Origin of the sequence: Mariniflexile sp. HMF6888 (assembly GCF_044335535.1) — a bacterium.
Lineage (GTDB): Bacteria > Bacteroidota > Bacteroidia > Flavobacteriales > Flavobacteriaceae > Mariniflexile.
In genome coordinates this window covers 64,166-82,857 of the sequence record NZ_JBIQVZ010000008.1, presented here as the reverse complement: position 1 = coordinate 82,857, position 18,692 = coordinate 64,166, and the positions used below count along the sequence as shown (strand labels likewise).

Sequence of the window (18,692 nt, the reverse complement as noted above, 5' to 3'; positions counted from 1 at the left end):
ATTATTTGGAAAAGAAGATGGATAAATCGAATTCGATGATGGCTAAAAATATAAAAACCAGTACAGCAACAATAATTAAAATACGCTTATCGACTTGTTTATCTGGATTATTTCTTAAATCATCTAAGGCGTTATTCAGTTTTGCTTTAAAACCTATATTACCGCCAACGGTTTTTCTATGTTCGTCAAATTTATGTTTAATTTCAAATGGGTTCCCTTCACCTTTATCATCAAAATAACGTGGTGTATAACTAAATTTTTTATTTTTTCTCAGTTTTAAAATTCCCATAATCTCTAAGTTTTTGGTTACATATATTTTTTCTCTAACAAATACATGCAAATCAATAATAATACCAAAACTATGATGAGTGTTCGCATTGGCATAGCACCTTTTGCTTTTCGGCTTCTTTTGCTATTCCGTTTCCATTTAGAAACAAAATCTATCTTCTTAGAATCTTCTAAGTCGTTATCTAATCTCTTCTCTTTTGAAAAAGGAGATTCGTAATCAAAGGCTTTATGTTTGCGTTGTTTCAACAAAGTGAATACGTTCTTATCCCTCAAAAATACTTAAAAATAGGCAGAAACTAAGAATAGAATTGCTAAAAAATGTTAACAGTTTAGAAGTTGTGAGGTTATGAGGTTATATGGTTATGAGGCTATATGGTTACAGAGGTGCAAAGTTGTAAAGTGGTAAAGCTACAAAGACGCAAAGTGACAAAGATGCAAAGTGGAAAAGTTATAAAGTTGTAAAGTTGTAAAGTTGTAAAGTTGTAAAGTGGCAAAGACGCAAAGTTACAAAGTCAAATCTCATAAACTTTTAAAACTTTAAACTCATAAACTTTTAAACTCTGTAACTCAGAAACTCCCAACCTTTGAAACTCTCAATCTCTGAAACTTTGAAGCTTTGCAACTTTGAAACTCTGAAGCTTTGAAACTTTGTAACTCAGAAATAAAACTATTTTTTCCGTAACTCAGCCATTTTAATGGCGGCAATGGCGGCTTCCGTCCCTTTGTTACCGTGTTTTCCACCTGAGCGATCAATAGATTGTTGTATGGTATTATCGGTAAGTACACAGAAAATTACAGGGGTTTCGTGTAATACGTTTAGGTCTTTAATACCCTGTGTTACACCTTCACAAACAAAATCGAAATGCTTTGTTTCACCTTGAATAACGCAACCAATGGCAATAACAGCATTAACCATTTGTTGCTGCATTTTTTTACTGCCGTAAATAAGTTCGAAACTTCCAGGAACGTCCCAACGGATAATATTACTTGGCAATGCACCATTTTCAATAAGCGCATCATAAGCACCTTGGAACAAACCTTCGGTAATCGTATCGTTCCATTCTGAAACAACAATCCCAAACCGAAACTTGCTCGCATTTGGGATTGTTGTTTTATCGTAGTCGGATAAATTTTTATTTGCCGTAGCCATATTATTTATTTGCCAATACTTGAGCTTTACCAATAAACACATCGATGGTTCCAGCTTCAGATGAGCTTGGAAACGCTTCTTTTATTCTGTTAAAATAAGTAAGTGCCTTGTCGGCTTTACCTAACTCTAAAGCAATAACACCAGCTTTATATAAATACATAGGTGTTGTGTATTCATTATTACGTAATTCTGCAGCTTGCTCATAATAATCCAAAGCATCTTCAGATTGGTTTAACTGTGCAAACGCATCGCCAATATTTCCTTTAGCTAAAGGCGCTAATATTTCGTCATCACTTTTAAAATTACTTAAATGCTCTATGGCTTTTTTATAATCCTTTAGATGCAAATAAGCCGTTCCCGCATAATAGTTAGCTAAGTTGGCAGATGGCGTACCACTGTGTTCCTCAATAATATCCAGCATACCAAATTTTCCTTCACCACCTTTTAAAGCTAAAGTATAAAGTGAATCTTTTGCAGTACCATTTACAGCCTCGTTAAAATATTTTTGCGCTTGAAACATATCGTTCATTGCTGTTGCCTGCTTCGGTTTTGCAATAAATTCGTTATAACCTAAATATCCTAACACTACTGCAGCAACAACACCTATAATAATAAAAATATACTTTTGATTCTTTTCTACAAAAGCTTCAGTTTTTGATGCCGTTTCATCAAGTGTATTAAAAACTTCGGCAGTCGTAGAATGTTGTTCTACTTCTTCTGCCTTTTCTTCTTTTGTTTTAGGTTTGTATCCTCTTTTATTATAAGTTGCCATGTATCTAGTCTAAAATTAGTGCGCCGCAAAAATATAATTTTTCTTCATAACTAAAAGGGTATTTATTTGATATTTTTCAATAATTTGCACATCCTTTTAAAGAGTTGCGTCTTCCGTGTACCGTTTAAGTTAACTTTTTTATGATTTTAAAATCACTTTCATTACTAAATTACAAGAATTTCGATAGTAAATCGTTCATTTTCAACGACAAGATTAATTGTATTGTTGGCAATAATGGTATGGGAAAAACAAATATTCTAGATGCTATTTATCATTTATCCTTTGGAAAAAGTTATTTTAACCCAGTTGCTACTCAAAATATAAAGCATGATGAAGACTTTTTTGTGATTCATGGCGATTACGAAAAAGACAAAAAAATCGAAAAAATAGTTATTAGCCTAAAACGCGGACAAACCAAAGTGATTAAACGCAATGGCAAACCCTATGAAAAGTTTAGTGAGCATATAGGTTTTTTACCCTTAGTTATTATTTCACCAGCCGATAGGGATTTAATTATTGAAGGCAGCGAAACCCGTCGGAAGTTCATTGATAGCGTCATTTCACAAAGTGACAAAAACTACTTAAGCAATTTAATAAGTTACAATAAAATACTGGCACAACGCAACGCACTACTAAAGTATTTTGCATTAAACCACACCTTTAACAAAGACACCTTAGACGTTTACAACAACCAATTAAACGATTTTGGTGTCGTGATTTTTGAAAAACGCGACACTTTTCTAAAAACATTCATCCCCATTTTTAAAGCGCGTTACGAGGCCATAAGCAACGGCAACGAAGTGGTTGAATTAAACTATCACAGCGATTTATTTGAAGACAACCTAAATACGCTTCTGCAAAAAAACATTAACAAAGACAAAGCCTTACAATATACAAGTGTTGGCATCCATAAAGACGATTTGCATTTTAATATCGAAAGCCATCCTATTAAAAAGTTCGGAAGCCAAGGACAGCAAAAATCGTTTTTAATAGCTTTAAAATTGGCTCAGTTCGATTTTATAAAAACACACAGTAACATAAACCCCATTTTATTGCTTGACGATATTTTTGATAAATTAGATGAAAATCGTGTGGCACAAATTATTAAATTAGTTGATAATGAAAATTTCGGGCAACTATTTATAAGCGACACACATGCCGAACGAACGGAGCATGTTGTGAAACAAGTACACCAAAGTTATGAGATTTTTAAATTATGAATCTTGCAGAGCATTACAACAATCTTTACGCGCAATCTGTTAAAAGTATTTTATCCGATGATTATCAATTAGACGATTTAATAGATTCACCTTTAGATAACCGATTTGGAATTACACTTTTAATTAGACCTTCCTTAGAAGTCAAAAATAATATTCAAAAGTTTCTAAATGAACTTAAAGAAATAGAACCAAATCAATATTATTACGATAATTCGGATATCCATATAACCATCATGTCTATAATATCATGTTATAACGGTTTCAAATTAGAATCTATTCAAACATCTAAGTATGTAGAATTAATTAAGAAGAGTTTAGCTAACATATCAAATATAGAAATTGAATTTAAAGGTATCACTGCATCAACATCATGTTTAATGATTCAGGGTTTTATGAATAATGATATACTAAACGAGTTGAGAAACAATTTAAGAGAAAAATTTAAAAACTCAAACTTACAGCAAAGTATCGATCAACGCTATACTATTCAAACAGCACACGCTACAGTAGTTCGCTTTAAAGAAAAGTTTCACCAGAAAAATAATTTCTTAGAAGTTGTAAAAAAATATAGAGAACAAAATTTTGGAACATTTAGTGTTGAAACTGTAGAATTAGTTTATAATGATTGGTATCAAAGAGCTAAATTTGTAGAAAAGCTATCCGAATTCAGCATTAAAAATTAAAACAAATGGCAAAACGCAACAACGAACATATAAGTATATCCGATGCCCTTAAAGAATTTGTTGAGACCAATAAATTGGAAAAAGGTCTAAATAAAGTAAATGTAGCTGATGCTTGGGCAAACCTTATGGGCAATGGCGTTAACAACTACACCACAGCTGTAAATTTAGAACGGGACACCCTTTACATACAACTTAGTTCGAGTGTTTTAAGAGAAGAATTAAGTTATGGTAAAGAAAAAATTATCAAGATGCTTAATGAAGAATTGGGGAAGGAAATTATTAAAAAATTGATTTTAAGATAATTAGACGATTACATATAAAATAAAAAAACCGATAAAAAGCATCGGCTTACAAAAAATTATACTACCTTTGTTCCTTTAATTTTTATAAATAAACATAATGAGTAAAGGTACCGTAAAATTCTTCAATGATTCTAAAGGTTTTGGATTCATCACTGAAGATGACAACAACAAAGAACATTTCGTACACATTTCAGGACTTATCGATGAAATTCGTGAAGGTGATGCCGTAGAATTCGATCTACAAGAAGGTAGAAAAGGATTAAACGCCGTAAACGTAAAAGTAATCTAATACATATACTTTAACAATTACAATTAAAAGTCTATCAATCAATTTGATAGACTTTTTTGTTGGATTTCACCTCAAAAATAAATTAATTGAAATATATAGGGTATATGATGATATTTAGCTGTACTTTTGAAACAATTAATAATTAATTATTTACAACATGAGTAAAGGTAGCGTAAAATTCTTCAATGATTCCAAAGGTTTTGGATTCATCACTGAAGATGACAACAACAAAGAACATTTCGTACACATTTCAGGACTTATCGATGAAATTCGTGAAGGTGATGCCGTAGAATTCGATCTACAAGAAGGCAAAAAAGGTTTAAACGCCGTAAACGTAAAAGTAATCTAACACATATACTTTAACAATTACAATTAAAAGTCTGTCAATCATTTTGATAGACTTTTTTTTGTTTTTACAAGCTTTCTGAAAAAACATTTTTTTTTTAATAATTTTTTACATTACATTTATAGTATTAATTTAATAATTTAAAGTATGAGTAAAGGAACAGTTAAATTCTTCAACGATGCCAAAGGATTTGGTTTTATAGTTGAAGACGGTTCGAAAAAAGAACATTTTGTTCACATTTCAGGTTTAATTGACGAAGTTCGTGAGGGCGACGAAGTTGAATTTGAATTAAAAGAAGGCAAAAAAGGATTAAACGCGGTAAATGTAAAAGTAATTTAATAAATACTATTTAATTTTTTTTAAGACACAAAAAATCCCGTAACCATGTTGCGGGATTTTCTATTTATAAACTTTACAAGTTTTAAAACATCTCTCTTCCAGAAAAATGAAAAGCGCTTTCAATAGCTGCATTTTCATCACTGTCACTTCCGTGTACTGCATTTTCACTTATAGAGTCTGCAAACAATTTTCTAATGGTACCTTCGGCAGCATCAGCAGGATTTGTAGCACCAATTAAGGTTCTAAAATCTTCGACTGCATTGTCTTTTTCTAAAATAGCAGCTACTATTGGGCCACGTGTCATATAGTCGACCAACTCACCAAAAAACGGACGCTCATTATGTATTGCATAAAAAGTTTGAGCATCTTTGGTGGTCATTTGTGTTAATTTCATCGCAACAATTCTAAATCCTGAAGCTGAAATTTTTTCTAATATTGCTCCAATATGCCCTTTCTCTACAGCATCTGGCTTTAGCATTGTAAATGTTCTATTTGTTGCCATTGTTTTGTTTTAATTTTATTCAGTTAAAATAATTTGATTCATAGGCCTTGATTTACAAAAAACATTTTTTTTAGAAAACAGACCAACAAATCTCTTATAATTTTGCTGCAAAAGTAAGGTATTTATCAATAAAAACAAGTCTGTCAATTTTAAAAAAATTGTATCTTCGTCACCTATGAATAAACAAGATATTTCGAATACAAAACAGTTATTATCAACCTCAAAAAAAATAGTAATTGTACCTCATAAAAACCCTGATGGTGATGCCATTGGTTCCATATTGGGGCTCTACCATTATCTTTTAAAAAGCAATCATCAAGTACAAGTTATAGCACCTAATGACTATCCAAACTTTTTGAAATGGATTCCAGGTGAACAAACCATTTTAAAATACGATTCGCAAACAAAAAAATGTGATGATATCATTACTGATGCTGATATCATATTTACGCTGGATTTCAATGCACTTCATAGAACAGGAAACATGGAAACGGTTTTAGAGGCAAGTAAAGCCATTAAAATAATGATTGACCATCACCAAGCACCAGACGATTATGCAACCTATGTGTTTAGTGATGTTAGCATGAGTTCTACTTGTGAAATGGTCTATCATTTTATTGATATGCTAGGCGATTTGAATGTTATCGACATTAACATCGCAACGTGTTTATATGTAGGGATTATGACCGACACGGGTTCGTTTAGATTTTCTTCCACCAGCAGCAAAACCCATCGGGTTTTAGCTGATTTAATTGACAAAGGCGCCAACAACTCCGAAATCCATAATAACATTTATGACTCCAATAGCTACAAAAGTTTACAATTATTGGGGTGTGCACTAACCAATTTAAAAGTTATTCCAGAATCTAAAACAGCTTATATAACCCTTTCCCAAGAAGAGCTCAACCGATACGATTACAAAAAAGGGGATACAGAAGGCATTGTAAATTATGGTTTGTCATTAGAAAATGTCGTTTTGGCTGCTATTTTTATAGAAGACAAACAAGAAGGCATTGTAAAAATTTCATTGCGTTCTAAAGGCAGCTTTTCTGTAAACGACATGTCTAGAACACATTTTGATGGTGGTGGCCATATAAATGCCGCTGGCGGAAAAAGCAATTTATCTTTAAAAGATACCGTTGAAAAATTTATTAGTATATTGCCTAGTTATAATAAAGCCCTAAACAATGAATAAACTGTATTTAATAATCGTTATTTTACTAGCTTTTGTTAGCTGTAAACAACCAGAAGCCAGACGCCCGGTTTCTGTGAGTTCTGGTTCTTTTATTAATGCTTCGGTTGAACGAAATAAAAAATTATATGCCCACGAGCAATCTCTAATTGAAAAAATAATAAAGAAAGATAAAGAAAATAATTATATAGCTTCAGAAAGTGGTTTTTGGTATTACTACAATTCAAAAGTTGAGATTGATTCTTTAGAGACCCCAAAATTTGGAGATATTGTTAATTACGATTACAATGTAAAAACACTAAATGGCCGTTTGATATATTCTAAAGAAGAACTTAAAACCCAAAACTACGCTATGGATAGAGAAGCGCTATTTTCAGGGCTGCGTGAAGGCTTAAAACTTTTAAAAACAGGCGAAACGGCAACCTTTTTATTTCCATCCCAAAAAGCGTATGGCTATTATGGCGACGAACATAAAATTGGTAGCAACATCCCTTTAATTTGTGAAGTCACCATCAATTCTATTACCCAAAATCAAACAAATTAGCATGACCCCATTAAAAATTTCTTTTAAAGTTTTATTTATTACTTTATTAATAGCTATTACATCTTGCAAAGCACAATACCCAGACCTTGAAGATGGTATTTATGCAGAGTTTGTTACTACAAAAGGCACTATGGTCGCTAAATTAGCTTTCGAGAAAACACCTACTACCGTTGCTAATTTTGTATCGCTTGCAGAAGGCACCAACACGATGGTTGATAGCGTTTATAAAGGAAAAAAGTTTTTTAACGGCACCATTTTCCACCGTGTTATCGATAGTTTTATGATTCAAGGTGGCGACCCAACAGGTACGGGTTCTGGGAGTCCTGGATATAAGTTTTTAGACGAATTTCACCCCGATTTAAAACATGATAAACCTGGTATGTTATCTATGGCGAATTCGGGTCCAAAAACCAATGGCAGTCAATTTTTTATAACGGAAAAACCTACGCCGTTTTTAGATAACAAACATGCTGTTTTTGGCGAATTGGTTTTAGGCTTGGATATACAAGATAGTATTTCAAATGTAAAAACAGATTCAAACGACAAACCTCTTGAAGCTGTTGTTATTAAAGAACTAAACATTATAAGAAAAGGAAAAGCAGCCAAAACCTTTGATGCTCCTAAAGTGTTTATTAATCATTTTGCTGAAGCTGAAAAACTTGAAAAAGAAAAAGCAGCCAAAGCCGAAGCACTTTTAAACGCCACTAAAGATAAATTTAGAAAACAACGGGAACAAGCTACCACCCTAGCTTCCGGTTTACAATATACCATTACCGAAAAAGGCACTGGTGCCAATTTAAAAGAAACCAGCAAGGTTTTAACGAACTACACCTTATTCCTAGAAGACGGCAAAATACTTGACACTAACCAACTAGAAATAGCTGAAACGTTTGGCATTGTGAATGAGCATCGAAAAGCGGCCAATCAATACCAGCCCATCGTGGCTAATTTAAGCCCTAATGCACAAATGATTGCTGGATTTAAGGAAGGCTTACAACAATTGCAGGTAGGCGACAAAGCGACGCTATTCATTCCGTATCATTTAGGATATGGCGAAACAGGAAATAGAGCGATTCCTCCAAAGACTAATTTAATTTTTGAAGTTGAAATTTTAGAGCTTCAAAAGTAATTTCGAAAAAAGCATAAAGCATATTAATAAAACGCTGAAAATTATAAATCTATGTACCTATTAAAATTTGACTGGAATCCCATAACAGGCATCGACATTATTGGAAATTTTAAATTACACTTTTACAGCCTTATGTGGGTGGTTGCCTTTGTTTTGGGCTGGTACATTATGAAGCGTATTTTTACAAAAGAAAAAGTATCGTTAGAATATCTGGATCCTTTATTTATATACACCGTTTTAGCGACTATGATTGGTGCGCGTTTAGGGCATGTATTATTTTACCAATCGGAATTAATCTCTCAAGATTTTTTCAGCATCTTTCTACCTTTTAAATTTAAAGGAGGCTTCGAATTTACAGGTTTTCAAGGGTTAGCAAGCCACGGTGCTGCTATTGGTATTATTATTGGCATGTATTTATACCGTAAAAAATACAACTACAAATCGTTACTTTGGATTTTAGACCGGGTCGTTATTTCGGTGGCTTCGGGTGCTATTTTTATCCGTATTGGCAACTTTATAAATTCTGAAATTATTGGAAAAGTTACCGATTCTTCTTTTGGCGTTCGGTTTATCCAAGATGAATACTATAAAAACCAAATTGTGCAATTAACGGGGATCAACGATGTTCAGAAAGCATATAATGCCGTTACCGATAACCCTCAGTTTGTTGAGTTATTAAATGCAGTTCCATACCGCCATCCTGCACAATTATACGAATCGTTTTGTTATATTTTTGTATTTTTAATTTTATGGTATTTCTACTCTAAAACAACAAAAAGAGACCAAACGGGATTCCTTTTTGGCCTGTTTTTAATTTTATTATGGACGGTACGTTTCTTTGTAGAGTTTGTAAAAGAACCTCAAGGTGATGAATACATCAATTGGTTTGGATTAAATACCGGGCAATGGTTAAGCATTCCCTTTATAGGTATTGGTCTGTATTTTATGTTTGTTTACAAACCCAAAACCACCGTTAAATAAGATGTTTTTTAAATACGTTACGTTCGTTTCAATCATCCTTTTAAGTGTTTTTGCCTGTAAAGAAGATAAAAAAGCAGTCACGCAAACAGACATTTCATTTAAAAAAGAAGGCAATCTTACTATTTTTAAGTCGGCTGATTCCACTAAAATACATTTGGATATTGAAATAGCCGATACAGATTTTGATATCCAAACGGGATTAATGTACCGTGATGCCATGGAGGAAAACCAAGGCATGTTGTTTGTTTTTGATGACGTTGCCCAACGTTATTTTTACATGAAAAACACCAAAATACCTTTGGATATTATTTACATAAGCGACACTAAAAAAATTGTAAGCTTTCAAAAGAATGCCCAACCTTTCGATGAAAGCTCGTTGCCATCACATGTTCCTGCTAAATATGTATTAGAAATTAATGCCGGTTTATCAGATACTTGGTCGCTTGCTGTAGGAGATAGTATTAGTTTTAGGCAATAAGCTACACATGGCATTGAAAACAACATAAACATAAGGCATTTACAGAATATGTTGGGACATAATTCTCCGAAAACAACAGAGATTTACACAAAAACCATTGAAATTAATAATAAGACCATTATAAGCCCATTGGATACCTTGTTAAAAAGTAATATATTGCGTATATAAACGATATAATTATAATGGAATTGCTGTTTGTTGTGGTTATACGAGTGTTGGCAGCAAGCTGAACAAATCAAGAAAATGAAGTTATTAATTTGGACATTATTACTTTTTACAAACATTTCGATTGCTCAATCGAACGAAAAATTCCTGACCGCCTTTTTACTTGAAAGTGAACTCAAGTCTGAAAATGTTTTGGACAATTACAGTCAATTTGACTTTTCAAAAATTTGGGAATTAACAGAAAACAATAATGTTCTCGGAATTATAGGAAAAGAACATCAAAGATTAAAAATCAAACTGATTTCAATTAAAAAAGACCAAAATAATCCAAATGAATATCTTGTATTTGGAAAGTCGTGTGTTAAAGGCACAATCTGTGATTTTAATGGAAAAATAACTCTGACAGAAATAAAAGAAGTAAAAGAATTACACTTCGGAGTTGACGATGAATATGCAGACAAAGGAATTAAATCACAAGGAATTTTAATTGCTGATTACGAATTCAAAGAAAACTCGGAACAGAAACATAGCGGAATTTTTAAAGGCAGACTCTATTCAAAATGGTATTTGAATTCCAAAAATCAAATCGAATACGACAATATTGAATTCATTTCAGATGGATATACAAACAATGCGTTTGTTGGAATCTGGAAAAGCTACACAACCGACAAAGAAAAAATTTGCAATTGGGCTGATTATAGAATTCCTAATACAAATCGAGATTTTGACATTGGAGCAGGTGAATTTTCACCGGGCGAAAAGTATTTCGGCAAAGGTTGGTCTGATTACAAACCAATGGAAATTGACGAGTGGTGGAAATAAAGCCAGTTGCTAACAAACGTATATAAAAAATTGCTTATTTTGGTCTAATCAAAAGGGCGTTGCTTGTTTGCTTGCATCCGATTTTCCTTCGGACACGAGTGAAACGAACTGGCGAAGCAAAATCCTCGCACACAAAACCGCACTATTCTTATAGAAACACGTTAGCCACAATCCTCCCTATTCCGAAGCATTGACTTCTCCCGCTAACTTAAGCGGAGGATATCGAATAATTTCGTAAACTTGTTTAGCTCTTTGCAAGGCCGATTTTCAAACTGTTGCATAAAAGCACGGGCGCAATCCTGGTTGAGATGTTTGCGATGACTTCAGTGGCGGTCTCCACCTAAGATGGAGAACCCCGTTCAGAATATTTACTCTGCCAAAAGCACATCTCCTTAGAGTCTTTTTTAATTCTTAACTGTATGGAACATGATGTAATTTCAATGGAAATCGTCAATCCCCACGCTGGGGGCATTGATGTAGGCAGCCGTTCCCATTGGGTGGCTGTGGGACAATCTGAACAAGATCTCCGGGAGTATGGGGTTTTTAATGAAGACCTTTTTGCGATGGCAGACTGGCTTGAAGAGAATCAAGTCAAGACCATAGCTATGGAGAGCACAGGAACCTATTGGCAAAACCTCTATGCGGTATTGTTATCCCGTGGTTTCCACGTAATCCTATGTAATGGCAAGTTCACAAAAAACATCAAAGGAAAAAAGACAGATGTCAAGGATTGCCAATGGATTCAAAAACTGCATAGCCTTGGCTTACTATCGGGTAGCTTTCTACCCGACGGACGGACAGAACAACTAAGGACCTATTGCAGGCATAGGGCAAATTTAATCCACTCGAGTGCTTCTACCTCCAAAAAAATGCAAAAGTACCTGCGCCTTTTAAACCTCAGGCTAGATGTGGTGGTAAAGGATATTTGTGGACTTACCGGGATTTCAATTATCAAGGCTATTTGTGATGGCGAAAAAGAACCTCAAAAGTTAGCATCCCTGCGCCACGGTAATTGCAGGAAATCAGAAGAGGAAATAGCCAAGGCCCTACATTCCAACAATCGTACAGATTACCTCTTTGCCTTGAGGCAGGAACTTGAAACCTATGAATACCTTCAACACAAGATTGTACAATGTGATTTGGAAATTGAAAAAAAACTCAATGAAATAATAGGTAGCGATGACAACAAAAAACAGCACTATATTGACCCCAAAACTCATAAAAGAATAAACAAAAATACCCCTAAGAACATAGACCTGAACTTAAAATCCTATCAAATGTTTGAGGGAACTGATTTGCTTGCCATTGAAGGCATGAGCTACTCAACAGTATTGGCCTTGATGAGTGAAGTCGGTATAGAAGGTATCAGGAAGTTCAATACGGCCAAGCATTTTGCCTCTTGGCTCCGTTTAGCCCCCAATAATAAAGTAAGTGGTGGTAAAGTCCTATCGAGCAGGGTCCCAAAAGGGAGCAACCGTCTTAAAATAGCTTTGAGAAATGCTGCAAATGCCATAGGAAATTTAAAGGAGTCAACTCCATTGAGGGATTTTTTTCATAGAATAAACTTTAGGAAAGGGAGGGTATCAGACATCAGTGCAACAGCTAGAAAGTTGGCAGTGATTATTTGGAATATGGTTGTAAAAGGAACTACATATATCAATCCAGAAGGATACCTGTTTTTGGATCAGAAGAGAAAATTAGGCTTAGTAAAGAGGATTAAAAAACAAATCGATAAATTTGCTTTGACTGATGAAGATCTTGGTTTTGTAAATACTTGATTTTAAACATATTGTAAGAACGTTAGTCAGAAGCTAAAAAATACTGCACTAAACAAACAATCTGAATAAAAAATAAACTTTAGTATTTCAAAAAAAACGATTAAAATTTGTTTAGTTAGGACTCCTTACTATATTTGCAAAAGCAACAATGCTTTAATCAAAAAAATAATAAAATGAAAAAAACAATTTTCTATCACGCAGGATGTCCAGTTTGCATAAGTGCAGAACACGATATCATAAATTTAGTAGGAGCTGAAAATGTTGAAGTCGTAAACATTGGAGAAGACCGAAACAGAATTTTAGAAGCAGAAAAAGCAGGAGTAAACTCTGTTCCAGCTTTAGTCACACCAAATGGCAATACATTACATATCAACTTTGGTGCTTCAATGGCAGATGTAAAAGGTTAATTTTTAAAACATATAGTTAGGATTCCTAATATTAAAGGAATCCTAACTTCTTAAAACAAATCATTATGAAATCAATACTATTATTACTATCAGCAACGATGCTTTTAAACACAACAAATTCTTGTGCTCAAGGAAGCGAATATAAAAATGACAATTTCAAAATCAATGAAGTTAGTGTAATACACAAACCCGATTTAGGAATTACAATTTGGGAAATAACTGTAGAAGGAACAGCAGGAAAAACAACACCAACTAAAGTTGGTCAACTTGATGGTGCACCAGTTTTAGGCTATGTTTTTCCAACAAGTTTAAAACCTACTGATGTTGGCTTTAATCAAACAGACGGAATTGTTGCACTTGCTCTAACATCACATCCTGATTTTGATGATACACCACTTTGGGATGAGAATAATGACAAAATATTTGATAACGATGGAATTATTTGGCATCCACATTGGGTAATTCTTCACGAAGATAAAAGAGTTGATGGAGGACTTTCGGTTAAACAATTTAAGAAAGCAGATGAGACAGTTGTTTTACCACCAACAAATCCAGGAATGCCAATGTATATGGATTCACCAGGTTATCCTGTTACAATTAAAAGCAACACAATAAAAGTAGTTGTGCCAGATTATCGTATGAACAATAGGACAGATTTTAATTATGATGGTGTTACTGCATTTATGAAAGTGAATACAAGTAATGAAAATTTACCTATGCTCGGAGTTTACGAAGTTTTTAGTGTGGCAAGTGGAGATTTGTCGCTACCATATAAAGTAAAGAACTAATAAAATGAAAGTAGCAGTTTGGGACACTTATGTAAAAAGAGAAGATGGTAATATTATGCATTTTGATATACTCGTTCCTGATAATGTAACCAATGAACAAACCATATTTAATTTCGGAAAAGATTATCTAAAGACTAAAATTTTTAAAACCAATCAATTATCAACAAATGAATGTCGTCTGTGCCATATTGAGCAAGCAACAAAAGAAATAGTTTTATCAATTGAAAAAAAAGGGTATTACATAATAGAAATGGAAAATTGTAATTAATTTAATTAGGATTACTAACTTTGCCTGTCGAACAAATTTGGCAGGCTTTTTTATGAAAGAAAGTACATTTAACCCAACACAGCAAGAAAAAGATATTTCGAGTAAAATTGTTGCGGGAATGGAACGCGTTTCGGAAGTATTTAAAATCTTGTTATGGGAAAAAGCTAAATTGGTTGGTTTGAGTCCTATTCAAATTCAGGTACTCACTTTCATAGCTTTTCACAAACAAGAATTGTGCAACGTTAGTCATCTTGCAAAAGAATTTAACGTAACAAAACCTACTATAAGTGATGCTATTAAGGTTTTGGACAAGAAAAGAATGATTATAAAAGATTTTTCGTCATCTGATAGTCGTAGTTATTCAATAACCTTATCTGAATTAGGAACTGAAATAATTTCTCAAACCTATGATTTTTCAAACCCATTAAAAAAACAGATTGATAGCTTTTCTTCATCTGAATTAGAAAGCTTGTTCGGAACTTTAAGCCAACTGATTTACAAATTAAATCGCAACGGAATTTTAAGTGTTCAAAGAACTTGCTATGGTTGCAAATTTTATCAAAAAAAACAAGAATCGGATTATTGTAATTTACTTCAAAAAGAATTATTAAATCGAGAAATTAGATTAGACTGTCCAGAGTATGAAGAAAAAGCCAATGGCTAACACAGTGTATAATTGATTGCTATGGCTACATCTGGAAAATTCCTTCGGAATTTTCTCTGGCAAGTTTTTGTTTACTAAATTAGTTGCTAAACCACGAAACTAACCATACACCAAACGTTGTGCGTCATACAAAAAAAGTCCGTGCAATTCAGCAAGTTTCGGGTTTTATAGGAGTAAAATCAATTCTATTTTTGCTGTTATAAAATTTGAACTTAATGAACGAGCAAGAATACATAAATTATACTCGAATAGCGGAAGCTATTGAATACATACAACAGAACTACACCGAACAACCAACTCTTGAGGAAATTGCAAAAAAAGTACATTTAAGTCCTTTTCATTTTCAAAAAATGTTTACAGATTGGGCAGGTGTAAGCCCAAAAAAATTCTTGCAATTTATTAGCGTTCAACACGCAAAACAAATTCTGAATAATTCACAAACTACTTTATTTGAAACTGCTTATAAAACAGGACTTTCGGGTACAGGAAGATTACACGATTTGTTCGTAAAAATTGAGGGAATGACACCAGGAGAATACAAAAACAAAGGAGAAAACCTAACTATAAACTATAGTTTCGCAGAGAGTTTGTTTGGTGAAATTTTAGTTGCTTCTACAGACAAAGGAATTTGTTATATGGGTTTTTCGGACAACAAACAAATTGCATTTTCAGAATTGGAAAAACGCTTTCCAAAAGCGAGTTTCATTCAACAAACAGATGAAATTCAACAAAATGCTTTACAAATTTACACACAAGACTGGAGCAAAATCAATAAAATAAAACTACACTTAAAAGGAACAGATTTTCAGCTAAAAGTTTGGGAAGCACTTTTAAAAATTCCAACTGGAAATTTAGCAACTTACGGAAATATTGCCAACCTCATTCAAAAACCGAAAGCATCAAGAGCAGTCGGAACCGCAATCGGAAACAATCCTATTGCTTTTTTGATTCCTTGCCATAGAGTTATTCAGTCCACAGGAATTTTTGGCGGTTATATGTGGGGAACAACTCGTAAAACTGCCATTATTGGTTGGGAAGCATCAAAAATCAATGCTTCAAATATTGCTTTATAGTAATGGAGAATTTAAAAACAAAACTTGTCACAACCGATTGGCAATCCGTATCTGAATCAATGAACGAAAAAGGCTATGCCATTATTCCCAAAATACTTCAAGATGAACAATGCAATGAACTAATACAAGAATACAATAACGAAAATCTGTACCGAAAAACGGTTGTAATGGAACGCTATCGCTTTGGTTTGGGCGAATATAAATACTTCGATTATCCTCTTCCCAAAATCATTCAAACATTAAGAGAAATGATATATCCCAAACTTTCACCAATCGCAAACCTTTGGATGAAAGTGCTAAATATTGATAAAGTATTTCCCGAAACATTTGAAGAATTACAATCGCTTTGCCATAAAAATAATCAGTTAAAACCAACACCATTGATTTTAAAATATGGAAAAGGCGGATTTAATACTTTGCATCAAGATTTATATGGAGATGTTTATTTCCCAATGCAAACCGTTCTTTTTTTAAATGAGCCAGATAAAGATTTCACTGGCGGTGAATTTGTTTTGACACAACAAACACCAAGAGCACAATCTAAAGCCATAGTTTTAAAACCAAAAAAAGGCGATATGCTCATTTTCACTACCAATTTCCAACCAATTAAAGGAACAAGAGGTTATTATCGAGTAAATATGAAACACGGAGTTAGTGAAGTAATTAGCGGAAAACGACATACTTTAGGTGTTATATTTCACGAAGCAACCAGCTAATAAAATGATAAAGCATATAGGCATTGATTATGCCGAACTTCATCAAAAAATAAAACGAAAGGAAATCGTTTATGGCGGAAATCTCAATCTGAAAATCTACGGAACTTTGCAATGCAAATCGGGCAAAAGAATGAAAACCAAAAGCCGTGTTTTTTTCAAAACAATCGAACAAGCCAAAGAACTTGGGTTTAGACCTTGCGGACATTGTTTACGTTCCGACTATAAAATTTGGAAAATGGACTTATTTAATGCCTCACAAAATGCCAATATCTTACCTTTTGACGGAGAAGTAAATTATTACGGTTCAGTAATGAATACATAAAAATCTCAATATTATTTCGACCAATTATTACAGAATATTCAATGGGCAAACGACAAAGCAATCATTTTTGGAAAATTGATTATTACTAAACGCAAAGTAGCTTGGTATGCAGATAAACCATTTGATTATACCTATTCAAAAACGACTAAATCGGCTCTGCCTTGGACTAAAGAACTTTTAGAACTCAAAGAAATTATAAAAATTAAAACAGGTGAAAAATTCAACTCTTGTTTGCTTAACCTTTATCATGACGGAGACGAAGGAATGGCTTGGCATAGTGATGGCGAAAAAGATTTGAAAAAAAATGGTGCAATTGGTTCATTAAGTTTTGGTTCAGAACGCAAATTTTTATTTAAACATAAAGAAACAAAACAAACCGTTTCCATCCATTTAGAAAAAGGTAGTTTATTGGTTATGAAAGAGAGAACGCAAACAAATTGGCTTCATTGTTTGCCACCAACAAAAAAAGTAAAAAGTCCAAGAATAAATTTAACCTTTAGAACAATCGACATTTAATACCGCAAGTATCGGGTTTTACAGGCTCAATCGTCAATGTATTTTTGCATCATAATTATTAATCAAAATAACGAAATATGCAAACATTGAAAGACAAAGTAATATTAATTACAGGAGCAAACAGAGGAATTGGGAAATCGCTTGTAAAATCATCATTAGAAAAAGGAGCAAGAAAAATATATGCTACTTCCAGAGATTTAAACAAAATGCCAAATTTTGGAGACGAAAGAGTTCTACTATTAGAACTGGACATTACAGATAACGCTCAAGTTTTAAAAGTAGCAGAAAAAACAAAGGACGTAGAAGTTCTTATTAATAATGCAGGGATATTGAGTCAAGGAAATATTTTAGAAGGAGAAATTAGCGCTGTAGAAAACAATATGAATGTTAACTATTACGGTACTATAAATATGATGCGAGCATTTGCACCAATTTTAGAAAAAAATGCACCTGCAAAAATTGTAAATATGGTTTCAATTGTAGCTTATTCCTCATTACCGTCTTTGGCAGGATACTCGGCTTCAAAATCAGCTCTTTTTTCAGCTACCCAATCTGTAAGAATTGAATTGGCAAAAAAGAATATTGTTGTTCAGGCAATTAATCCCGGAGCTGTTGCTACAGATATGACAAAAGGAATGCCTTTTGATATGCCATCTTCAGATAGTGTTGCAAGCTTAATCTTAGATAAAGTAGAAGAAGGAGAATTGGATATTGTACCTGATGAAATGGGGATTGGAATGTTCAACGCTTGGAAAGAAGAACCTTCAAAATTGGCTGAAATGTTTTCTAATATGTATCACGGAGAATGAAAAAGATGAACAGCAAATAAGCATAAAAAAGTACGAACGCACAACAACGTGTAAAAACCATTGCTTCGGATTTTTCCGAAGGGAAAATCCTCTTTCTCACTTAATTTTCTCGTTTTTCCATTTGTTTTTGTTAAATTTCCGCAACGGAT

The 18,692-nt window shown here is 33.3% G+C and carries 25 protein-coding genes and 2 pseudogenes; 22 read left to right on the top strand and 5 right to left on the bottom strand.

Annotation, left to right across the window (positions count from 1 at the left end):
* Position 1: 1 nt before the first annotated feature.
* The 4 genes from ACGLWY_RS15510 to ACGLWY_RS15495 form a co-directional block, all read right to left on the bottom strand.
* Positions 2-289, bottom strand: coding sequence for a riboflavin synthase subunit beta (locus ACGLWY_RS15510; protein ID WP_396620580.1), 288 nt, complete (start codon positions 287-289; stop codon positions 2-4).
* Between the two features lie 17 nt (positions 290-306).
* On the bottom strand, positions 307-534 hold the full coding sequence (locus tag ACGLWY_RS15505) for a hypothetical protein (RefSeq protein WP_396620579.1): 228 nt from the start codon (positions 532-534) through the stop codon (positions 307-309).
* 421 nt (positions 535-955) lie between these two features.
* Positions 956-1,438 (bottom strand): 6,7-dimethyl-8-ribityllumazine synthase, encoded by a 483-nt coding sequence (ribH, locus tag ACGLWY_RS15500; RefSeq protein WP_396620578.1) that lies wholly within the window; start codon positions 1,436-1,438, stop codon positions 956-958.
* A gap of 1 nt (position 1,439) precedes the next feature.
* A complete protein-coding gene (locus ACGLWY_RS15495; RefSeq protein ID WP_396620577.1) occupies positions 1,440-2,210 on the bottom strand; it encodes a YfgM family protein in 771 nt (256 codons plus the stop codon).
* A 140-nt stretch (positions 2,211-2,350) separates the two neighbouring features.
* Between ACGLWY_RS15495 and recF the strand changes: the two genes are divergently transcribed.
* From recF to ACGLWY_RS15465, 6 genes are all read left to right on the top strand, one after another.
* Positions 2,351-3,430 (top strand): DNA replication/repair protein RecF, encoded by a 1,080-nt coding sequence (recF, locus tag ACGLWY_RS15490; protein ID WP_396620576.1) that lies wholly within the window; start codon positions 2,351-2,353, stop codon positions 3,428-3,430.
* Positions 3,427-4,113 carry a mutarotase gene (locus ACGLWY_RS15485; RefSeq protein WP_396620575.1) on the top strand — a complete coding sequence of 229 codons (687 nt, stop codon included), beginning with the start codon at positions 3,427-3,429 and terminating at the stop codon, positions 4,111-4,113. Before recF ends, ACGLWY_RS15485 begins: the two co-directional genes overlap by 4 nt.
* Positions 4,114-4,118: 5 nt before the next feature.
* A complete protein-coding gene (locus ACGLWY_RS15480) occupies positions 4,119-4,415 on the top strand; it encodes a DUF721 domain-containing protein (RefSeq protein ID WP_394465775.1) in 297 nt (98 codons plus the stop codon).
* Between the two features lie 97 nt (positions 4,416-4,512).
* On the top strand, positions 4,513-4,704 hold the full coding sequence (locus ACGLWY_RS15475) for a cold-shock protein (RefSeq protein ID WP_034044451.1): 192 nt from the start codon (positions 4,513-4,515) through the stop codon (positions 4,702-4,704).
* A 157-nt stretch (positions 4,705-4,861) separates the two neighbouring features.
* Entirely contained in the window at positions 4,862-5,053 is a 192-nt protein-coding gene (locus ACGLWY_RS15470; protein ID WP_394465774.1) for a cold-shock protein, read from the top strand.
* 144 nt (positions 5,054-5,197) lie between these two features.
* Entirely contained in the window at positions 5,198-5,389 is a 192-nt protein-coding gene (locus ACGLWY_RS15465) for a cold-shock protein (RefSeq protein ID WP_117175436.1), read from the top strand.
* Positions 5,390-5,471: 82 nt separating this feature from the next.
* Here the strand turns inward: ACGLWY_RS15465 and ACGLWY_RS15460 are convergent, their stop codons facing one another.
* On the bottom strand, positions 5,472-5,891 hold the full coding sequence (locus ACGLWY_RS15460) for a nucleoside-diphosphate kinase (protein WP_396620574.1): 420 nt from the start codon (positions 5,889-5,891) through the stop codon (positions 5,472-5,474).
* 175 nt (positions 5,892-6,066) lie between these two features.
* Here ACGLWY_RS15460 and ACGLWY_RS15455 point away from each other — a divergent pair, with 175 nt between their 5' ends.
* The 16 genes and pseudogenes from ACGLWY_RS15455 (at position 6,067) to ACGLWY_RS15380 (ending at position 18,543) form a co-directional block, all read left to right on the top strand.
* Positions 6,067-7,086, top strand: coding sequence for a bifunctional oligoribonuclease/PAP phosphatase NrnA (locus ACGLWY_RS15455; protein WP_396620573.1), 1,020 nt, complete (start codon positions 6,067-6,069; stop codon positions 7,084-7,086).
* On the top strand, positions 7,079-7,627 hold the full coding sequence (gene gldI, locus ACGLWY_RS15450; protein ID WP_396620572.1) for a gliding motility-associated peptidyl-prolyl isomerase GldI: 549 nt from the start codon (positions 7,079-7,081) through the stop codon (positions 7,625-7,627). The genes ACGLWY_RS15455 and gldI overlap by 8 nt, the downstream gene beginning before the upstream one ends.
* A 1-nt stretch (position 7,628) precedes the next feature.
* Positions 7,629-8,756, top strand: coding sequence for a peptidylprolyl isomerase (locus tag ACGLWY_RS15445; protein ID WP_396620571.1), 1,128 nt, complete (start codon positions 7,629-7,631; stop codon positions 8,754-8,756).
* Between the two features lie 51 nt (positions 8,757-8,807).
* Positions 8,808-9,737 (top strand): prolipoprotein diacylglyceryl transferase, encoded by a 930-nt coding sequence (lgt, locus tag ACGLWY_RS15440; protein ID WP_396620570.1) that lies wholly within the window; start codon positions 8,808-8,810, stop codon positions 9,735-9,737.
* Position 9,738: 1 nt separating this feature from the next.
* Positions 9,739-10,215: a DUF192 domain-containing protein gene (locus ACGLWY_RS15435; RefSeq protein WP_396620569.1), complete on the top strand. Its 477-nt coding sequence runs from the start codon at positions 9,739-9,741 to the stop codon at positions 10,213-10,215.
* Positions 10,216-10,458: 243 nt separating this feature from the next.
* A complete protein-coding gene (locus ACGLWY_RS15430) occupies positions 10,459-11,202 on the top strand; it encodes a hypothetical protein (protein WP_396620568.1) in 744 nt (247 codons plus the stop codon).
* Between the two features lie 419 nt (positions 11,203-11,621).
* Positions 11,622-12,980 (top strand): IS110 family transposase, encoded by a 1,359-nt coding sequence (locus ACGLWY_RS15425; RefSeq protein WP_396620567.1) that lies wholly within the window; start codon positions 11,622-11,624, stop codon positions 12,978-12,980.
* A 173-nt stretch (positions 12,981-13,153) separates the two neighbouring features.
* Positions 13,154-13,387, top strand: a complete 234-nt coding sequence (locus ACGLWY_RS15420) for a thioredoxin family protein (protein WP_396620566.1) — start codon at positions 13,154-13,156, stop codon at positions 13,385-13,387.
* Between the two features lie 65 nt (positions 13,388-13,452).
* Entirely contained in the window at positions 13,453-14,175 is a 723-nt protein-coding gene (locus ACGLWY_RS15415) for a hypothetical protein (RefSeq protein ID WP_396620565.1), read from the top strand.
* A 4-nt stretch (positions 14,176-14,179) separates the two neighbouring features.
* On the top strand, positions 14,180-14,443 hold the full coding sequence (locus ACGLWY_RS15410) for a DUF2024 family protein (protein ID WP_396620564.1): 264 nt from the start codon (positions 14,180-14,182) through the stop codon (positions 14,441-14,443).
* 52 nt (positions 14,444-14,495) lie between these two features.
* Positions 14,496-15,107, top strand: a complete 612-nt coding sequence (locus ACGLWY_RS15405; protein ID WP_396620563.1) for a MarR family transcriptional regulator — start codon at positions 14,496-14,498, stop codon at positions 15,105-15,107.
* A gap of 215 nt (positions 15,108-15,322) precedes the next feature.
* Entirely contained in the window at positions 15,323-16,180 is an 858-nt protein-coding gene (locus ACGLWY_RS15400) for a bifunctional helix-turn-helix domain-containing protein/methylated-DNA--[protein]-cysteine S-methyltransferase (RefSeq protein ID WP_396620562.1), read from the top strand.
* A gap of 2 nt (positions 16,181-16,182) precedes the next feature.
* Entirely contained in the window at positions 16,183-16,896 is a 714-nt protein-coding gene (locus ACGLWY_RS15395; RefSeq protein ID WP_396620561.1) for a 2OG-Fe(II) oxygenase, read from the top strand.
* Between the two features lie 4 nt (positions 16,897-16,900).
* Positions 16,901-17,092, top strand: a pseudogene (locus ACGLWY_RS15390) (metal-binding protein); the annotation flags it as partial.
* Positions 17,093-17,131: 39 nt separating this feature from the next.
* Positions 17,132-17,734, top strand: a pseudogene (locus tag ACGLWY_RS15385) (alpha-ketoglutarate-dependent dioxygenase AlkB family protein).
* A gap of 77 nt (positions 17,735-17,811) precedes the next feature.
* Positions 17,812-18,543 (top strand): SDR family NAD(P)-dependent oxidoreductase, encoded by a 732-nt coding sequence (locus tag ACGLWY_RS15380; protein ID WP_396620560.1) that lies wholly within the window; start codon positions 17,812-17,814, stop codon positions 18,541-18,543.
* Positions 18,544-18,692: the final 149 nt, after the last annotated feature.